The sequence below is a fragment of the Pseudoalteromonas sp. 11L1 genome (assembly GCF_055397545.1).
This window is the reverse complement of record NZ_AP041142.1, coordinates 662,340-680,308: the sequence shown is the minus strand read 5'-3', so window position 1 is coordinate 680,308 and position 17,969 is coordinate 662,340. Positions and strand designations below refer to the sequence as shown.

General features: G+C 39.0%; 13 protein-coding genes. All 13 read right to left on the bottom strand.

Annotated features, from left to right (window positions below; all coding sequences use genetic code 11):
* Positions 1 to 39 precede the first annotated feature (39 nt).
* Positions 40 to 2,658: a type VI secretion system ATPase TssH gene (tssH, locus tag ACZ5WS_RS18675; RefSeq protein WP_138569866.1), complete on the bottom strand. Its 2,619-nt coding sequence runs from the start codon at positions 2,656 to 2,658 to the stop codon at positions 40 to 42.
* A 22-nt stretch (positions 2,659 to 2,680) separates the two neighbouring features.
* Positions 2,681 to 3,670 carry a type VI secretion system baseplate subunit TssG gene (gene tssG, locus ACZ5WS_RS18670; protein ID WP_054201389.1) on the bottom strand — a complete coding sequence of 330 codons (990 nt, stop codon included), beginning with the start codon at positions 3,668 to 3,670 and terminating at the stop codon, positions 2,681 to 2,683.
* A complete protein-coding gene (tssF, locus tag ACZ5WS_RS18665; protein WP_054201390.1) occupies positions 3,667 to 5,493 on the bottom strand; it encodes a type VI secretion system baseplate subunit TssF in 1,827 nt (608 codons plus the stop codon). The genes tssG and tssF overlap by 4 nt, the downstream gene beginning before the upstream one ends.
* Positions 5,490 to 5,975, bottom strand: coding sequence for a type VI secretion system baseplate subunit TssE (gene tssE, locus ACZ5WS_RS18660; RefSeq protein ID WP_010389371.1), 486 nt, complete (start codon positions 5,973 to 5,975; stop codon positions 5,490 to 5,492). Before tssE ends, tssF begins: the two co-directional genes overlap by 4 nt.
* A 15-nt stretch (positions 5,976 to 5,990) precedes the next feature.
* Positions 5,991 to 6,770: a type VI secretion system accessory protein TagJ gene (locus ACZ5WS_RS18655; RefSeq protein WP_054201391.1), complete on the bottom strand. Its 780-nt coding sequence runs from the start codon at positions 6,768 to 6,770 to the stop codon at positions 5,991 to 5,993.
* A gap of 2 nt (positions 6,771 to 6,772) precedes the next feature.
* On the bottom strand, positions 6,773 to 8,299 hold the full coding sequence (gene tssC / locus ACZ5WS_RS18650) for a type VI secretion system contractile sheath large subunit (RefSeq protein ID WP_131692235.1): 1,527 nt from the start codon (positions 8,297 to 8,299) through the stop codon (positions 6,773 to 6,775).
* Positions 8,300 to 8,336: 37 nt separating this feature from the next.
* Complete coding sequence (gene tssC / locus ACZ5WS_RS18645; protein WP_010389377.1) at positions 8,337 to 9,827, bottom strand: type VI secretion system contractile sheath large subunit; 1,491 nt, start codon at positions 9,825 to 9,827, stop codon at positions 8,337 to 8,339.
* Positions 9,824 to 10,327 carry a type VI secretion system contractile sheath small subunit gene (tssB, locus tag ACZ5WS_RS18640; protein WP_010389380.1) on the bottom strand — a complete coding sequence of 168 codons (504 nt, stop codon included), beginning with the start codon at positions 10,325 to 10,327 and terminating at the stop codon, positions 9,824 to 9,826. The genes tssC (ACZ5WS_RS18645) and tssB overlap by 4 nt, the downstream gene beginning before the upstream one ends.
* A 15-nt stretch (positions 10,328 to 10,342) precedes the next feature.
* Positions 10,343 to 11,458, bottom strand: coding sequence for a type VI secretion system protein TssA (tssA, locus tag ACZ5WS_RS18635; protein ID WP_464711802.1), 1,116 nt, complete (start codon positions 11,456 to 11,458; stop codon positions 10,343 to 10,345).
* Between the two features lie 202 nt (positions 11,459 to 11,660).
* Entirely contained in the window at positions 11,661 to 12,458 is a 798-nt protein-coding gene (locus tag ACZ5WS_RS18630) for a PP2C family protein-serine/threonine phosphatase (protein ID WP_464711800.1), read from the bottom strand.
* A complete protein-coding gene (gene tagF / locus ACZ5WS_RS18625; RefSeq protein ID WP_010389388.1) occupies positions 12,451 to 13,179 on the bottom strand; it encodes a type VI secretion system-associated protein TagF in 729 nt (242 codons plus the stop codon). The genes ACZ5WS_RS18630 and tagF overlap by 8 nt, the downstream gene beginning before the upstream one ends.
* Positions 13,161 to 16,670 carry a type VI secretion system membrane subunit TssM gene (tssM, locus tag ACZ5WS_RS18620; protein WP_464711798.1) on the bottom strand — a complete coding sequence of 1,170 codons (3,510 nt, stop codon included), beginning with the start codon at positions 16,668 to 16,670 and terminating at the stop codon, positions 13,161 to 13,163. Before tssM ends, tagF begins: the two co-directional genes overlap by 19 nt.
* Positions 16,671 to 16,680: 10 nt before the next feature.
* Positions 16,681 to 17,961 (bottom strand): type VI secretion system protein TssL, long form, encoded by a 1,281-nt coding sequence (gene tssL / locus ACZ5WS_RS18615; RefSeq protein ID WP_054201393.1) that lies wholly within the window; start codon positions 17,959 to 17,961, stop codon positions 16,681 to 16,683.
* Between the last annotated feature and the right edge of the window lie 8 nt (positions 17,962 to 17,969).

Below are 17,969 nucleotides of genomic sequence, written 5' to 3'. Positions count from 1 at the left end.
ATAATGCTCTAAAACTAAAGAAACAACCATAAAAACAGGTTATTTTAAATTAACTTTAGTTAGCTCAATATCAAACTCATTATCCTTAATTAACAATGAGATAGATGTCACTTTTTCACCATCAACCATGCTCGAAAGCAAAATTTCAGACAATAGTGGTAGTACTTTATTCTGTAATATGGTGTGAATATTTCTTGCACCCGAACCAGCATTTTGACAATTAGCAATAATGTGCTCAATCACGTCATCGTTATACGTTAATTGCGCATCATAATGCTTTTTAACACGCTTAATTATTTTACTAATTTGCAGCGCTGCAATTTGGGTCAGAATTTCATCACTTAACGGAATGTAAGGAATGACATTAATGCGCCCTAAAAATGCGGGTTTAAATGCGCCTAATAAATCATCTTGTAATGCTTTTAATAAACCTTTAATACTCGGCTTACTTTCTTCATCTTCAAATAAGCTCATTGTGGTATCAGTACCCACATTTGAGGTCATAATAATGATGGTGTTTTTAAAGTCGATGTCTCGGCCTTCACCGTCTTTTATGGTGCCTTTATCGAATACTTGATAGAAAATATCTTGCACGCCTGGATGGGCTTTTTCCATTTCATCAAGTAGCACTACACTGTATGGTTTTCTTCTTACTGCTTCGGTTAAAATACCGCCTTCGCCATAACCAACATAACCTGGAGGTGAGCCAAGTAGTAATGACACTTTATGCTCTTCTTTAAACTCAGACATGTTAATAACTGTTACGTTATCTTCACTGCCATACACTTCTTGTGCTAGTGAAAGTGCGGTCTCTGTTTTACCAACACCGCTTGGTCCTGCCAGCATAAATATACCATTAGGGCGACTTTCGTCTGCTAGCTGCGCACGGGAGGTTTGTACCACTTTAGCCATAAGTTCAAGTGCATGATCTTGGCCAACTACGCGCTGTTTCATTTGCTCAGCTAAATTTAAAATGCCATGAATTTCATCTTCATGCATTTTACCAACAGGAATACCAGTCCAATCAGAAATAACCTGTGCAATCAACTCTTCATCAACTTGCCAATGCACCATATTATGTTCGTACGAGGCTAGCTTAAGCTTGCTTTCTTTTAACTGCTCAAGTACTTCAGCAGAAGAGTCTGCATCGTTGGTGTTAATCGATTCTAGCGCTTGGTTTAACTCGGTAACTATATCCTTCTCAACATTGAACTGCTCATTTAATGGTTCCAGTTGCTGTTCAATCTCAACTAATTCAGATTTAAGTGCTGATAATTGTTCGCTGTGATCTAAACCGGTTTTTTGCTCACGATTTAGCATTAAAACTTGCGCTTCAATTTCACTAAGCCTGTTAATTAACTGCTCAATCGCATTAGGTGTCGATGCTTGACTCATAGCAACACGAGCACATGCCGTATCTAACAATGCAACGGCTTTATCGGGTAGTTGTCTGGCAGTAATGTATCTGTGCGATAGATGCACTGCACTTTCAAGTGCTTGCTCTGAAATAAACACTTTATGATGTTTTTCCATCACAGGAACTAAACCACGCAACATAGCAACCGCTTTTTCTGGTGTTGGCTCTTCAACTTTAACCACTTGGAAGCGACGTGTTAGTGCAGCATCTTTTTCAAAAAACTTTTTATATTCAGCCCACGTTGTTGCTGCAATAGTACGTAACTCCCCTCTTGCTAGAGCAGGCTTAAGTAAGTTGGCAGCATCATTTTGACCCGCTTGTCCGCCACTACCAATCATAGTGTGAGCTTCATCTATGAAAAGAATCACAGGATCAACAGCGTTTTTCACTTCATTAATTAGTGACTTCAAACGATTTTCAAATTCACCTTTCATTCCCGCACCTGCTTGCAGCAAAGCCAAATCTAGGCTGTGCAACTTAACGTTTTGTAACACTGCAGGTACGTCTTTTTGAGCAATCCTTAGGGCAAGTCCTTCAACCACAGCGGTTTTACCTACACCCGCTTCACCGGTTAAGATTGGATTGTTTTGACGACGTCTGGTTAAAATATCTACCATCTGACGTATTTCGAAATCACGGCCTAAAATTGGGTCTATTTTTCCCGCTTTTGCTTGAGCGGTTAAATCTACGGTAAATTGATCTAAGCTTGGTGTTTTAGATGAACCATTTGCAGGTGTTGTAGCACTTGCAGTGGTAGTATTACGTTCTTGCGATTGGGCAACAATTTCAGGCCATGCATGTAGTAGTTGTCCAGGTTCTATATTATTGAAAAGCTTGCTACAACGCGTTACTAAACTAGACAAGGTATCGTCTTTTGTAAGCGTATAAATAACGTAAGCACTGCGAATTTGCTCATCGGTAAATTCTATACTGGTGCTTAACCATGATTGTCTAAGTAAAGTAGTAACATGTACCGACAGACTAGGCGACGAATCACTGCCCGTTTTAAATGACTCTAATGATTGATTTAAATCTTGCTTTACCTGATCAATATCAATATCGAAAGCACCGAATATGAGTCTAACATCGTCTAGTTGCTGCTCAATCATAGCTAACAGCCAATGCTCTAATTCAACCGTAAAATGGCTGCGGCTATTACAAATTGCGACCGCTGCTTCTAAGCTCTTTCTACAATCTGGGCTTAGTTTCTCAACTAATTTGTTTAATGTCATCGTTGACATACACTGTTCCTTTTAATTTTAATTATCCTTTAAACGATAACTTAGTAGGGTTAAATTTAGGGGTGTTTTTACTCGCCATTAAAAAGCTATTTGCGCCTAGTTGGCATTCACTTTTTGACAGCTGCACCGCATCAAGTTGTTGAAAATCTGACTCAATAACAAGTCGAAATGAAATAGCATTGCCGGCATAGTCTTTGACAATTTTTTTAGCTAATTCAAATAACTTGCCTTTAGGTAACAAGGATTTTGCTTTATCAAAATCGCGGGTACTGATATGGATCTCGATATTAGAAGAAATATCCCATATCTTTTTACCAATTACCGTATCAACACCTAAGCGGGCATGTTGTCCCTCATAAAGGCGTTCACTTGCTAGACATGTTTGCTCTTGTGGCTTCAAATCGTGCCACTTACCTATCATTTGTTTAATGACAACATCACAGCCAAGATATGAGCTCAGTACACTTTTTAAATCAAAAGCATTACGAATTTTTCGGCTATAAAGGCCTGAAAAGTGCAACTGATGTTCATCATAACCGCCGCTTAAAAGCCCTAATATTTGCGTGTATGGGTCTTTGTTTTTATCTTTATTTATATGATTTAAAGACGGTTTATATTTTTTCCACGCTCGATAATATAAAGACACCAAACGGTGATTAAACATGTCGTAAAAGTCGCGCATGGTTGTATCTTTATAGCGAAGACGTTGCATCACCAGTTCGCTATAAAATTGAGGCAAAGCGCCCGAACAACCCGTTAATCCCATAAAAGAGATCTGCATGTTGACTTTATGTAAGCCATCTTCAAAGCTTGCTTGTTCTAATTTTGTGATAGCGTTACCTGGGTAACCAAATTTTTGAGTTGCGGTAAACTTAATTAACTCTTGCTTTGGACTACTGTCATACCCTACATAGCGATACTCCAAGCCATGCTTTTTCAGCTGGTTTTCAATAATGAAAACTGCTTTATAAAAGTCAACTTGTGACGCTTGAGAAATAATATGTTGGATCATATTAACGGGCTTTCCCCAACTCGCGCAGGCCATTGGTAATACACTTGCTCTTGTTCTTTTAGCCTTAAACTAACGCGAGTAAAGCTATTAATTGCTGCAAATTGCGCAAAGAAATGATCGAGGATAGAAGCAAAGAAAAACATGCCACTACCTGAAAAGTCATCATTGGCGAAGGTAATTTCAATTTCACTTCCCGTTGCAAAGCTTACTCGCCCTTTTTGCACAACACGAGCCGTTGCGGGTTCTACAACCACACGGTAAATATTATCAATAAGGCCTTTTGTTTGCGGAGATGCTCTAAAGTCATAAAGGCGTAGCACTTCTTTAAGCTTATTACATGCATCATCTCCACTAAACGCGTCGAGCGTTAAATGATTAACTAATTGCCAACGAGTTGCATCGGCTAATATTGGTCTAACGGCATGAGTAAATGGAATTAAACACCTAATTTTTTTAATTACATCGCCGCGTTCTGGCATCAATAAGCCTAGCTCATCGTCTCCAAAAGGCATGCTTGCAGGGAGGTTTCGATTACTGCAATTAGCACGTACGGTTAGGACCGTGTTCCCTTCAGCATAATCCATAGCGCTATTTTCAAATCGTGCATCGACCAATGATAGAAACGATTCGGTGCCTGACTCAACATAACCCCCTGCCCATGAGGCAGTTTCTCTGCGGATATGCCAAAACAAATCATCATGGCCTTGGTATCGTGGATGGGTTTGTCCATAAAACGGACAAACTATTTGTTTATTTCCCTTATGGTCAAAGGCAATTACTTCTGAAATACCAATTACTTCTGAAATCTCAGAGTCCATATAACGCGGCGTTAACTGGTATTCGTATTCGCTCAGCTCAGGGCGAATAGGTTCTAATTCTTGTTCAAACATATTAATTATGGGCGTACACCCCATCAAGAACATGTCTTTGTCTACTTGCTTTTCAAGCTCTGAAGATTCAGCATCAAGATAAATATACACTGTGCATTTATTAGAATTTTTAGGCAACGATGAGTGAATATTTTCAAGTTCAAAAAAACGAAACTTTTCAGGAAAGGTAAAATTTTCGACGAGTAAGCGATAGCCGGCACTTGATCGCTGCGAATACGGTACAACCGCTTCATTTGCATCAAAGCCAACCGCTTTAAGTTGAGTTTTAGAAAGGTACTTTATTCCCTCATCACCATTATCAAAAGCAATGCCAATAGCGTGCTTAAACAATAATTCATACACTTTAAGCGTATGATGCCATTGGCCATTTATAAATAATCGTAATTTTTCCAGCCCAGTTTCAGCCAGTGATACACCCGGGTATTCACCGGTTAGCTCAAGTTTGAAAATTGACTTTGCTTTCTCATGCCAACGTGGTTTTGGTGCCACAAAAGGACTGTTATCAAATTGCGCACTGGTAATTTCAACAGGCCATAAGTAAGTTTCATAACAGGTTTGAAACTTACATTGCTTCATTGACTCAACATTGGTTTCAACTTCACTCGCTCTTGGAATGACTACTCCCGTGGTTGAGAGGTTTTCAGCCTCTAATTTAACCACCGACATTGAAGGAATAGGCGCTTGATAGTCAGGTAACATTTGCCCTAATAAAGCATCAGTAAGCTCAGGAAAGCTATCATCTAACTTTTGCCTAATATTAGCCGTTAAAAATGCGAACGATTCAATTAATCTAGATACATGAGGGTCTTCAATATGATCATCGCTTAGCTTTAATCGCCCTGCAACTTTAGGGTATTTTTCAGAGAAGTCTTTACCCATATGACGAACAAACGCCAATTCACGATTGTAATATTTTAATAACTCATCGTTCATAAAGAAGCCTCTATAATCTTCATCCCTAAGTTCACAGGCTCAACTTCAGAGTCAAAGCTAATAAACTCAGGCTCTGGATCTGCATATAGTAAAGCGTTTATTCGCAAGTTTAATACTCTATTTACGGGTACTTCATCGTCAGTAAATACCTCAACTTCAATGAACCGAGGCTCAAATTTCAAAATTGTATTTCTAACGGTTTCACATAGCAGTGCCCGCCCTTCGTGAGAGCTCACCGACATACTCGAAAAGTCAGGTAAACCATACGATAAGCAGGATGTTGCTAACTCTGCATATTGTGCTGGCCACGTGTGCCATTGAATTCGCGCATTTAGCAGCGCTTCTATGTCTCTGCGCACATTTTTTCTCAGCTCACTAATGCTGATCCCCTCAGTACGAGATGGGGCATCCTGAAAGTCTGGCTCATCGTCAATGAGCCTATCTAAAATGGATGCTTGAAGCTGCTGCTTATGCTCTATCATAATTATTTACTATGCTTACTCAGCTGTTTCTAGGACGTTTATTTTAAGGTTTGGAACAGTGATGGCTTCATCGTTGACAAACAACATTTTCATTCCTTTACCTATAATAAATTCGTCTTGAAGTTCTTCCCAATCAGATACCTGGCCTAGCTTTTCTAGATCTGTATTTGAGTTTGCGTAAACTAGTGGCAAGTGAGCGGTACCCGATGGACCGTCTTTAATAGTAATTTCAACGCGTAACCAAATACCCTCTAATAATGACGTTACAGGTTCTACTTTTAATGTTTCAATTTCATTAAAGTTAGCCAGGTAAAACTCGCCATTCGTGCCTAGCACTTCTAAATAAGGACTTAAGCTATCATCTAAATCTCGAATTGCTGATTGCTCGTCTTCAACACTCTCCAAGCGAAGCGCTTCCATTTGTTGTGCAAGACTGGCTGCTTCAGATGTTTCACCTTCAAGCAAAGCAACATGCATTTTTAAAAACAAGGTATCTAGCTCATTGGCTTCATGAAAAAGTTTAGGAATCCCCTTACCTTGATAAAAATCTACGCGCGATTGCTGGGCACGAATTAAATGTCTAAGGTTAACTGCACCTACAGCAAACTCTGGGTTCTTTTGCACCATAAAGTCGAGTTGTTTGTCTGCTTTTTCAAGCTCGCCATTAATGCAAAGTAATTCAGAATAAATACTTCTAATGTCAAAATTTAAAGGCTCATCTTGCAACTCGGTAGCGCAGCATAATAAAGCATCAGCAAGTTTTCCCTCGCGAATTAAACTGTGTATTTTTTTCATGATTATTCCTTTATTTTATGATGAGGACTGAGCTCTGTTATTAACTTAATACTCGAGACCATTTGGTCTAACTGAAAGTGGGGCTGTAACTGCAAAACCGAAAAGTAATGCCCCGGGTTTGCTTTATTTTCACTTACTTTTATTTTTGCATTACTCAGTGGATATTTGCTTCTAATATGCTCAGACGCGGAATCTGATGCAGTAGTGTAGTTATTTATCCACGCTTGTAAGTCTCTTTCACAGGCCTGTGCTGTGCTGTAAGACCCGACACGATCGCGGGCTAATAATTTTAAATAGTGCGCAAAGCGCGATACACACAAAATGTATTGCAACATAGACGATAGGCGCGCATTGATATTGGCAGCACTTGAGTCGTAATTTTTTGTTTTTTGAACCGATGCATTACTGTAAAAAACAATATGCTCCGTATTTGTAACCGAAGAAGCTGGGATAAAACCGAGCTCAGAAAATTGCTTTTCAAACTTACTGGTTACTAATAAATCAAGTGGCGGCTTTGCCTCTTTTTGATAGGTATCGTTTGCAAAGCTATCACGAGCAAGCCCTGTTACTAATCCCTTAGAAACTTTGCCTGGCTCTATACCACGAATGTGACCAAACCAACCGCTGTCGCAGTAAGCTCTAATTATTGTTGATACAAACTGATACGCTGCACTGCCCCATAACATATCTGTTTCTGGATTTTTTATTTGTTCTTTGAAGTAAAAATCTTGATGGCGTTTGCCATCATTAACATAAGGCGGCCTAACTAACACATGAGGCAACGTAAAACCCATAAAGCGCGCTTCTTCCATTTTTCTAAAACTTTGCCATTTTATATATTCAGGTTGTTCAAACTGGTTAAATAAATCAGAGTAATAACCTAAATCAGAAAAGCTATCAGCACCAAATAAATTAGCCGAAGCCGAACATATAAAAGGAGAAAATGCAGCCGCTGCCGTTCTTGATACCTCTTTTATAGTATCAATATCATTGTAAATAGTGCCTGCTGAGCAACCATTACTGATTTCGTAATCACCAATTACAATACCAAAAGGCTCGCCTCCGGCACTGTCAAACTCGTTTTGATAAAGTAACTGAAAAAACATACTTTGATCAAAATCAATCGCTTTGTTCACGTCTTTTGAGAGCGTTGACCAATCACAATTGAGCAATTTAACTTTTACTTTTTTTTCTTTGTCTTGTTGCTCTGTTTGTAACAATAACCACCATAGATTACGCCAGCTAGCTTCTAAGCGTTGAAAGCTATCTGCATGAATTATGTGGTTGAGTTGCGATGAAATAAGCTGATCGAGTTCAATAATTACACGTTGTAAATAAGGACTCAAAGACTCCTTATTCCAAGAAAGGGGAGAATCAGAAGAGCCTTCAAGCCATAACAATAACGCTTTATCTAGGTTTTTTTCATTTAAAAACCTATCGAGCAAAGCGTCATTATCGCTAATTCGAGACTGTGACTTTTGTTGAAAAGTGAAGTCTTGATTTATAAATGAAAACTCTTCGTGATTCATTCTATTGCATCATCCTTAATGCGAGAGAGCGGTATTATTAACCGATCTCTGGGATTTTAGCTACAAGACGTAAAGAAGACGTTAGTTCTTCCATTTGTAACCAAGGTTTCAACCAAGCAACAGCGTTGTAGGCACCAGGTTGACCTGGGATCTCTTTTACAGATACTTTTGCATCTGCAAGAGGGTAACGTGCTCTGATGTCTTGACCACCGCCCTCTGTCGCATTTACATATGACAGGATCCAACGGTTTAACCATGATTCAACGTCTTCAGCTTCCATAAAGCTACCAATCTTGTCACGTGCCATTACTTTTAAGTAATGCGCAAAGCGAGAAGTTGCCATTAAGTATGGTAAACGAGCTGAAATAGCAGCGTTAGCCGTGGCATCAGGCGTTGAGTAAATTTTTGGTTTTTGACAGCTTTGACCGCCAAAGAAAACAGCATAATCAGTATTTTTATAGTGACATAGAGGTAAGAAGCCTAACTGACTTAACTCTGCCTCACGACGATCTGTAATGCCAATTTCTGTTGGACACTTAAGATCTGGATCACCATCATCACTAGTAAATATGTGAGTCGGTAAGCCTTCCACTTTACCGCCACCCTCTGCACCACGAATAGCAGTACAGAAACCGTATTGAGAAAACGCAGCGGTCATGTTAGTTGCCATAGCGTATGCTGCATTACTCCAACAGTAATCACCATTATCAGTGCTCACTGAACGACCGTCTTTTGGCTCAACTTCAAACTCTTCGTAGTTGAACTCTTCAACAGGTTTAGAAGCAGCACCATAAGGTAAACGCGAAAGGAAACGCGGCATAGTAAGTGATACAAAGCGTGAATCATCGCTGTCTCTAAATGAGCGCCATTTAGTGTATTCTAATGATTCAAATACTTTTTCTAAATCACGTGGTTTAGTAAGCTCTTCCCAATTATCAAAACCGAATAAAGACGGTGAAGAGGCAGCAATAAATGGACAGAATCCAGCTGCAGCCACATTAGACATTAAGCTCAATGTTTCAACATCTTCAGGGTGATTAGTAAATTCAAAGTCACCTACGATAGTGCCATATGGTTCACCACCTGGAGTACCAAATTCAGACTCGTAAATTTTCTTGAAGGTTTGGCTTTGATCAAACTCAACGGCTTTACTTAAGTCTTTATGTAACTCTTTTTTCTTCATGTTTAAAACACGAATTTTTAATGTAGAACTTGTTTCAGAGTTCATCACTAAGTGATGCAAACCGCGCCATGAGCCTTCAAGCTTTTGAAACTCATCCGAGTGCATCACCACACTTAGCTGTTTTGAGATTTTTTGATCGATTAACTGAATAGCTTCATTAAACGTCACAGTCATGTTTTTATTCCATTGAACTGTGCCTTTTAACGCTTCTTCTGTTAATGTTTTTAGTAATTCTTCAGCACGGCTCGACTCTGTTTGTTTAGTCGCGCCAATTGCTTGCTCTAATAGTGAAGAACTTACCTCTGATACCGATTCTGATTCTGTTGCTAATTGTTCAGTGCTCATTTATCAGTCTCCTCTAAGTTAAGTTCTTTAGCCATCGAGTCTAAGCTTGCTGTATTACTTAATACTTCTTCGAGTACATTTTCAAGCTCTTCTGAGCGGTCAATCTTGGTCATCAAGTCACGCAGCTTGTTGCGCGTTTCCATCAATTTGCGTAAAGGCTCTACTTGATTTACAACCGCAGCAGGCTCGAAATCGTCAATCGACTTAAAGTTCAAGTTAACTTCAAACTGAGAACCATCATCCGTTAATGTATTGTCTACTTTTAAACGCAGAGAAGGACTCATACGTTTTAAAACATCATTAAAGTTATCACGATCAATTTGAATAAAACGTCTATCTTTTAGTGGTTTAAGTGCTTCTGTGTTATCACCAGAAAAATCACCCATTACACCTACTACAAAGGGTAATTCTTTTTTTACTGCCGCGCCCTCAGTTTCCACATCATAAGTGATATGTACTCTTGGTTTACGAACTCGTTTTAACTTATCATGGATACTCATTGAGAACTCCTTTTACTATGTTTCAGTTTCGCTGATCTTAATGCCAGACAACTTAAAGTATCCAGTCCTAGCATCACTATCTGTAATTAACTCATTTAATAACTCAGGTAGCGATAATTCGCTCCATCGAATAACTTGTTCTATCGTGTAAGACATTGGTGAATGAGGTTCAGTCTTTCTGAAAAATGTCGCAATTTCTTGAAGTTTTTTTATTGCGTTTTCTCTCGAATCAATCTCATCACTGACACGCTTTTTAGGTTGCGTTGAGTCTGCTTCTATCTCATCCTCAACCACTTCCTCTTCAGGCTCAGCATTTGCCTTATCTAATGCAATTTGTGCTGCTTCAAGTTTATCTGCTGCAACATGATTTACCGCAGATAAGCTCACTTCTAATGCTTGTTTAATATTAGATGTAGGTTGTGGCTCACCCGTTACCTTATCCATAACCTCACTCAAAGCGGCAAATTTTTCTATCGCATCTTCAATATCATTTTTTAAAGATACAAAAAACTCGGTACTGGTTTCGGCTGCACTTTTTTCAAGCTGTTCAAAATCAACGGCACCTTGAGTTATCTTCTTTTCGCGTTTTTCATCACTTAAACGTGAAATGTCATAACCTTGCTGATATTCCCAAAAAGAAAAAGGATCCATACTGACACTGTCTGTCATGTATATACTTTTAATTGGAATAATTAACGTACCTTCACCAGCACTGCCATTTAAGCCAACTAATGCAGACACTTTGTCTGAAATTTCATCACCGTCATCAAGTGTTGGATAAAGTGACTCAAAATGATGTTCCAAAAGGTGCTTAGCAACACTAAAACCAAACGCAATGCCTTTAAAGCCATGAACGCGGCACAAGCCTTCAATTAGCCATGCTAGGTATTCTATATCTTTACTTTCGGTTTTAATTGCCTCACTACATTGCTCAAGTAACGGAATCCAATCTCGAGAAAGCGAAGCAATTCCTTCTTCATCGACTAACGCATTTCTTTCAGCCGCACGAAGTTGGTTTCTTAAATCTTTTAAGGCGTAGTAAGTAGACGTTGGAGAGACATCTGAGCGCGGATCACTACCTGCAAACTCAGTATCTGAAATAGGGGAAATATACTCTTCAAATAAAAACATTCCATTGTCCTAAATATTATCCATATTCTCTAAAGCTTAGAGCGTGAATAATATTACATTCTTTAAATTAAATTACAAGCTTCAGCGCCATTGTGCCGATAAGCTGGCTAATGTTATTTTATAAATAATTGAAATAACAGTTTTTTTGTTCCTGATATATTTACAATTTTTTTCTTAAATATACTAAAACAGGCTTAATCAGCTACTTAGTGAACAATGGAATCGTTGCCTCATCTTGTATATTGCAAGATTGTATCGATTGATTGGCATCTACATCATCATATTTCACTAAAATACAAGTCACATTATCTTTAGCACCTCTGACTAACGAGGAGTGCATTAAAGCCATTCCTGAATCAATAATACTACTGGGCTCTAATGACAAACATATGTCTTCATCTGATAATTCACCGGTAAGGCCATCTGAACACAGTAAAAAGATGTCGCCTTTGTTTATCTCACCCTCAATTACATCCACCTTCACTTCATCCATTACCCCTACAGCACGGGTAATAACGTTAGATAATGGGTGGCTTTTAGCTTCTTCAACAGAGATCATTCCCTCGTCGATTAAGTCATTAACTTGACTATGATCTCGAGAAACTTGCGTTAGTTTGCCATTACGTAATAAGTAGGCTCTGCTATCACCAGCCCATAATATGTAATAGCGCTCATTCTTAACAAACAAAGCTGTTACTGTACTGCCAGCTGTTTTATTGCTTAAGTATTGCGCGCTATATTGATTTAGTTGCTTATTTGCATCTTCTATAGCGCTAACAATATGACTTACGGTCAAGTCCTCTAGCCTGAGCTTTTCAACAGTAGTTCTAATCACATCAACCACTAATTGACTAGCAACTTCACCCGCTTCATGCCCACCCATTCCGTCAGCCACGACCCATAAGTTATGGCTGTTAATTTCCACGTGCGCATCTTCATTAAGCTGCCTCACTGCACCTCTATGAGTAATGGCATAACTTGTACTTAAATTACTAATCACTATTCTTTACCTGTGTGTAATTCCATTCCCAATGCTTCCAACGTCCATCGAGCATAGCGGCTACTTGATTAACCGGCGGCAAAGCTGAAGTGATCAGTACCATAGGCTTAATATTACAAGAACCATGAGTCCACCAAACACTGTAATCACCATACTTTTTATGTAAAATCGCATGCATGGCATCTTGTAATATATGATCGCTTAACTCTGTGCCTGAAAACTCTAGTGCGACTGCTTGCTTGTTTTTATCTTTTGAATTGGCATAACTTACTTGCTTTTTATTTGCAGCAACTTCACTTAATGTACTGGCTAGTTCTTTTCGCCAAGAGAACAAATCCACAGAGCCATCAAGTACTTTAAGAACAGCATCTTCGTACTCTAATGAAAAAACACCAGAATGAAGCACATCAACCGGAGCAATATGAGTTGCACGAGTTACTGTTAGTGGATAGTGCCTTCCTACTGCATCCATACTGGGCAATAACGTCCCCATAATGCCAGTATCACCCACAATATTGGGGCTTAAGGCAAAGTGCCAAACAGGGCCTGTTAGGTAGCTTTCTTGCCAAACATCACCAAGTTGCTCTTTGCTCACAGCAATGGCAGCTTGTAACCATTGCTCCCAATGCTCTGAAAACTCTTTAGTTACGTTATCTTGAACAAAGTCGCCTAAACAAGGCACCTTGCCAAGATAACCAATATCTACAATCGGGTCGGACATGAAAACTTCTCTACACTGCTGTTCCAAAACGGATGCCTGATTGAGCTAGGCAGTAATTCTACTTTTGCGTTGTTCCCCATCAAAGAGAAATGTAACTCTAGATCTTGACGTGTTTTGCTGCGCTTTTCACTGAGCTCATCTAGCATTCGATAAAGTGACCACTCGCCTTGATAAGTTGTGTTAATTGAACGCCCACCGTTTGGCGGCGTAAACACAACGCGAGTTTTACTTTGGCCACTGGCGCCAGGCCATACAAAGTTTGTAACCTTGAGTGGACCATGACGGTAAATCATTGACTGGCCATCAATTTCAATCATTAAACTAGATACCGTTTTATCTAAATTAAAAGTACGTAAGCCAAACTCAATTCGGGGTGTGTCACTACCACGTTCAAAAAATGCGGTTTGAATTTTGAAAGCGTGCTCAAACATTTTTAAGGTGTTATTGCTAATACCAATATCTTTTTCAAATTTCCACGGGCTAGAGCTCATGTCCACACTCGGAGCTACATAGCTATTAAAAAAGTTATCTATGGTGCCATTGGGGCCAAAGAAGCGAGTAAAGTCTTTAATGCTGACTTCTTTTTCTGCCTGCGGAGCAAATGGGTAACGCCCCACAATTGCCGCGTTATACTCGCGCAACACTTTGCTTTTCCAAATTTCATTTAAATGTCTGTTAGCACTATTTTTGGTGATGTTGCTAGTATCTCTACTTATATCAAGCAACCAACTATTAAACGGATAAGGCAAATCACTACTTTGGTACTCTAATTGGCGAATAAAACTCGGTTTACTCTTACCACTTATTTGATCTTTAATTGAGTATTTAAGCTGATCACCTCTATCAAGTTTAGTTAGATAAATATTCAACTCTCTTAAGTTTTTCTGAATATTATCAAGCTGCTGAATGTCTATATCGATAATATCTTCAAACGCCTCTTCGACTTGATAGCCCGGTAGCTGTACCTCAAACTTAGGCGCTTCGTCAGGTAAGAAGCGTTTGATTCGATTTGCTTTCGTTTGCATCGCAACTTTAGCTGCATTAGCCGCAATATCCCCTGCGACTTTTTGATTTTCAGAAACAGGTAGCTTAGTTAGTTGAACATTCTTTTTAACTGCATTGATGATATTTTTTATTGGCGCTTCTGAGCCTGCTAATACATCAGTAATATTCACACCCTCAGCAGGTGAGCTGTATTGATTAAGACTCAAGTCATCTAAAAACGACTGCCAATAATAGATATAATCTTGAAAGTAACGTTGCTCTAGCTTCTTTTCTATCTCTGCTTTAGAAATATCATACGTGCCAGAGGCTTCTTGACCATACACCCAGCTACTGGCCATTAAGTTGCCAAGCATTTTTCCTTTTTCAATATTAAAAATGCCATGAAAACCGTTAAAAGTGTATAGCCCCGGAATACTGCGCGTTAAATCACCATTATTACGAAAAGTAAATTTTTGCGCACTTTCAAAGCTAATAATATCGGTTAATCTGAAAGGCGGAATACTGCTATCAAGAAAATCAGCTTGAAGTCGCTGGTATGCTCTTTCTGCAATCGGTAGTTTAGTGAGTTCTGCACGAGCTACGCGAACCGCCTGATTATCTATTTCGGTTTGTGTTACGCCCTCTTTTAACAACGCAGCAATATGATTCATCAACTCATTACGCGTCTGCATGTTCAAATCACCAGGCAAATTTCTATCTAAATATGCACTAAACCAAACGGAAATATCTTCACTTTCAAAATATTCAGGTTTAAATAGCATTAAGTAGCATCTGAGCGTTTCATATAAATAGCTAAGGTGCTCTGGGTGAGCCTCCATTTCCTTTATTAACGTGTTTGCAATGAAGGGCTCTAAATAGGTTTGCAAAGAACGTTTGTAAGCATTAGCAGAAGACTCTTTAATTTCAGTAAGCTTATTAAAGCCAACTGAAGATGCATCTTCAGGATCAATTAACTGAGCATTGGTTGCTGGCAAGTTTCTTAATGCATTTAGTCTGTCATTTAGTACCAGTAGATTATTTCTATCAAAAGAAGATGAGTCTAGTTCTTGGTACGTGGCAACTGCTTCATCTGTTGCATCAATTAAGTTGCTATTCCACGCAAAGCTGAAATACCAAGAAATTGAAAAACCGAACAAAGCAATACACGCAAGTGACACACTAGCAATTCGAAGCCACTTATTCTGTTTATCATGGTGTTTGTTAGTGCTTGCTAAGTTTTGCTCAGGGAAAATAACGCTCTCTAAAACGTTTTTAATAAAAAAGCTTTTAGATTGGTTTATGTAATCGGTTTTATCTGCACTTGCATCATTTAAAAAGCTCGAAGGGGTACCCTCTTGAGTGGCGCTGGTTAGATACACGCCTCTAAACATAGGTAACTCTTCATAAGCGTTAGGAGTAAAAATCTCTTTCAAGAAGTCATCAGCAACGCCTTGTAACACACGTAATTGTCTGGGGAACTCAAAGATTTTAGCTCGAATAGCTTCATTACGTTCATTGATCAATCGACGGTTTAACATCTCTGTAAGTTTAGAAATTAAAGCGTGGAATTCTTTATTGAATGCATCGACTTGGGTATCTTTGTCTAAATCAAGCTCAAAGGTGATCCCCCAAACTTGCTCACATTCTTCCTCAGTAAGTTCGCCAAAGAACTCTCTGAATCCTTCAATTAAATCTACTTTAGAAAAAATAACATAGACGGGAAATGTCATACCAAGCTGGTTTTGTAATTCTTGAAGGCGTTGTTTTATAGCACGCGCATGAAGATTTCGCTCAGTTTTGGTCTGACTCATAAGTTCAGAAATCCCCATACTGATCATTACCCCATTTATAGGGCGCAATGGGCGATGCTTTCTTAGTAAGCCGAGAAAGCCTTCCCATGCTCTAGAGTCGTGTTTAGCGTGGCTACTTTGCGTTGTATAACGCCCTGCGGTGTCGATTAATACCGCTTTATTGGTAAACCACCAATCACAATTGCGCGTACCACCAACACCATGCACTAAATCAACCCCAAGCTTATCCTTTAATGGGTAATCTAGGCCTGAGTTATGAATAACCGTTGTTTTACCTGCGCCAGGTGGACCAATCATAATATACCAAGGCAATTGGTATATATTTTTACCTTTAAATAGTTTTACGTCTTTGAGTAAATCTATGGCTTCATTCATTCTGGTTTTTAGAGTGGTTATTTCTTCGTTAACTTCACTACTGTTTGCATCGTTATTATCTATTAACTCATCTGCCATTTTTTCATCACGTTTGCTTTGCTGCATAAGGCGATAAATTTTGGTTACTGAAAAAACGAGTACTATCAATAAAATAGTTAATAGTCTTGCTGCGACACCGGCAAGCGGAACATAATCGGCCACTGCAATTAAAGGACCACCAAACCAAATTAATAATGATAAGGCTAAAAAACCGATAATTAATATAGCGGTTCGAGACGTTAGTGCGTAGGTTATTTTCTTAAATTTTTGTGAGAAACTCATTACAGCCTCATTAAAATAATAGATCGATTTCAATTCTGCGGTTTAACGACCGAGAAGCTGAATCTGAATTGCTGGCGATAGGCTCTGCTGCGCCCTTTCCTTCTGGCCATAGACGACCGCTCAAGTTGGTGCTTTTAGCCATTAAATTAGCAACTTGTGTTGCTCTGGCTAAAGATAGATGCCAATTAGAAGGGTACGTATCAGTACTAATTGGTAAATCATCTGTATGACCTGTTATGAGGACTCGCCCTTTAGTTCCTTCTAGACTTAACGCTAACTTTTCTAAAATAGGCTGGAATGAAGGGAGAAGTTGCGCGTCTCCTTGCTTAAACAAGTTTTCACTGTTGATTGTAATGCGGATCCCATCTGAGGTTTTAGCAACGGCAACAATCCCCATTTTAATTTCTGTTTGCAACAACTGTTCAAGGACACGTAATTGCTGATCTTTTTTATCAACCGTCTGGTTGACTGCTAAGGGGTGAATACCGGCTAGCTTTTCATTAATCGCAACAACATCATTATTTAGTTTCATATTTATTGATAAATAGATCATCAATAATATTAGCCCCAATACAGAAAATATAACCCATAGCGGAACTTGATTTCTCAGTTCAACACCGGCTGCTACTCTTTGCTTCCAGTTTGGAGACAGCTTGTTGTTAATTGGCCCATTAAGTTGGTTTAATAAATGATAAAGTTGTGAACGATATTCTTCGATTTTTGTATCACCGCCGGCACCTAGGCGATATTTACCTTTAAACCCTAAATTTAAGCAGTGATATTGCAACTCTAAAAACTGTTGATTTCTTTCTGGTTGACCTAAGCCTGAATCAAGTAACGTATAAAAATATTCACCGCCAAATGTTTCTTTATGAAAAGTAGAAAGTAGACTTTCATCTGCCCATTCCATTGAACTCCACTTTGAGTTCAATACAGACTCATCAAGAATGGCACACAAACAATAGCGCGAATTATTGATCACTTCTTTTGATAAGTGCTGATTGCGAACTTCCACTTCAAATCGTTTGATTGCCTCAACACAACGATGTTTAAGCGCTGCGAGGTTGCTCATTTCAAGCGATTGATTAATTGAAATTACAAGAGAAAAACAATCGGTTGCTGCTTCTAACAAAGGATTTTTAAATATCGATACTTTGTTACTACCTAATGGCTTTGAAGAAGGTGGCTCGACCGACATCACTGTTTTATCAGCATCATTTTGTGCCGGATTACTACTTGGCGTATTTCGCCCTAATCGACCTGGGCGAGGTTTGATAATGGTTTCGTCCATTGAAACTC

What these genes read in the sequence shown, in the direction of transcription:
- tssG (WP_054201389.1), bottom strand. Translation starts at nt 3,670, where the DNA reads ATGATCCAACATATTATTTCTCAAGCGTCACAAGTTGACTTTTATAAA.
- tssM (WP_464711798.1), bottom strand. Translation starts at nt 16,670, where the DNA reads ATGAGTTTCTCACAAAAATTTAAGAAAATAACCTACGCACTAACGTCT.
- tssL (WP_054201393.1), bottom strand. Translation starts at nt 17,961, where the DNA reads ATGGACGAAACCATTATCAAACCTCGCCCAGGTCGATTAGGGCGAAAT.
- tagF (WP_010389388.1), bottom strand. Translation starts at nt 13,179, where the DNA reads ATGTCCGACCCGATTGTAGATATTGGTTATCTTGGCAAGGTGCCTTGT.
- tssC (WP_010389377.1), bottom strand. Translation starts at nt 9,827, where the DNA reads ATGAGCACTGAACAATTAGCAACAGAATCAGAATCGGTATCAGAGGTA.
- tssA (WP_464711802.1), bottom strand. Translation starts at nt 11,458, where the DNA reads ATGTTTTTATTTGAAGAGTATATTTCCCCTATTTCAGATACTGAGTTT.
- tssB (WP_010389380.1), bottom strand. Translation starts at nt 10,327, where the DNA reads ATGAGTATCCATGATAAGTTAAAACGAGTTCGTAAACCAAGAGTACAT.
- tssH (WP_138569866.1), bottom strand. Translation starts at nt 2,658, where the DNA reads ATGTCAACGATGACATTAAACAAATTAGTTGAGAAACTAAGCCCAGAT.
- tssE (WP_010389371.1), bottom strand. Translation starts at nt 5,975, where the DNA reads ATGATAGAGCATAAGCAGCAGCTTCAAGCATCCATTTTAGATAGGCTC.
- tssC (WP_131692235.1), bottom strand. Translation starts at nt 8,299, where the DNA reads ATGAATCACGAAGAGTTTTCATTTATAAATCAAGACTTCACTTTTCAA.
- ACZ5WS_RS18655 (WP_054201391.1), bottom strand. Translation starts at nt 6,770, where the DNA reads ATGAAAAAAATACACAGTTTAATTCGCGAGGGAAAACTTGCTGATGCT.
- tssF (WP_054201390.1), bottom strand. Translation starts at nt 5,493, where the DNA reads ATGAACGATGAGTTATTAAAATATTACAATCGTGAATTGGCGTTTGTT.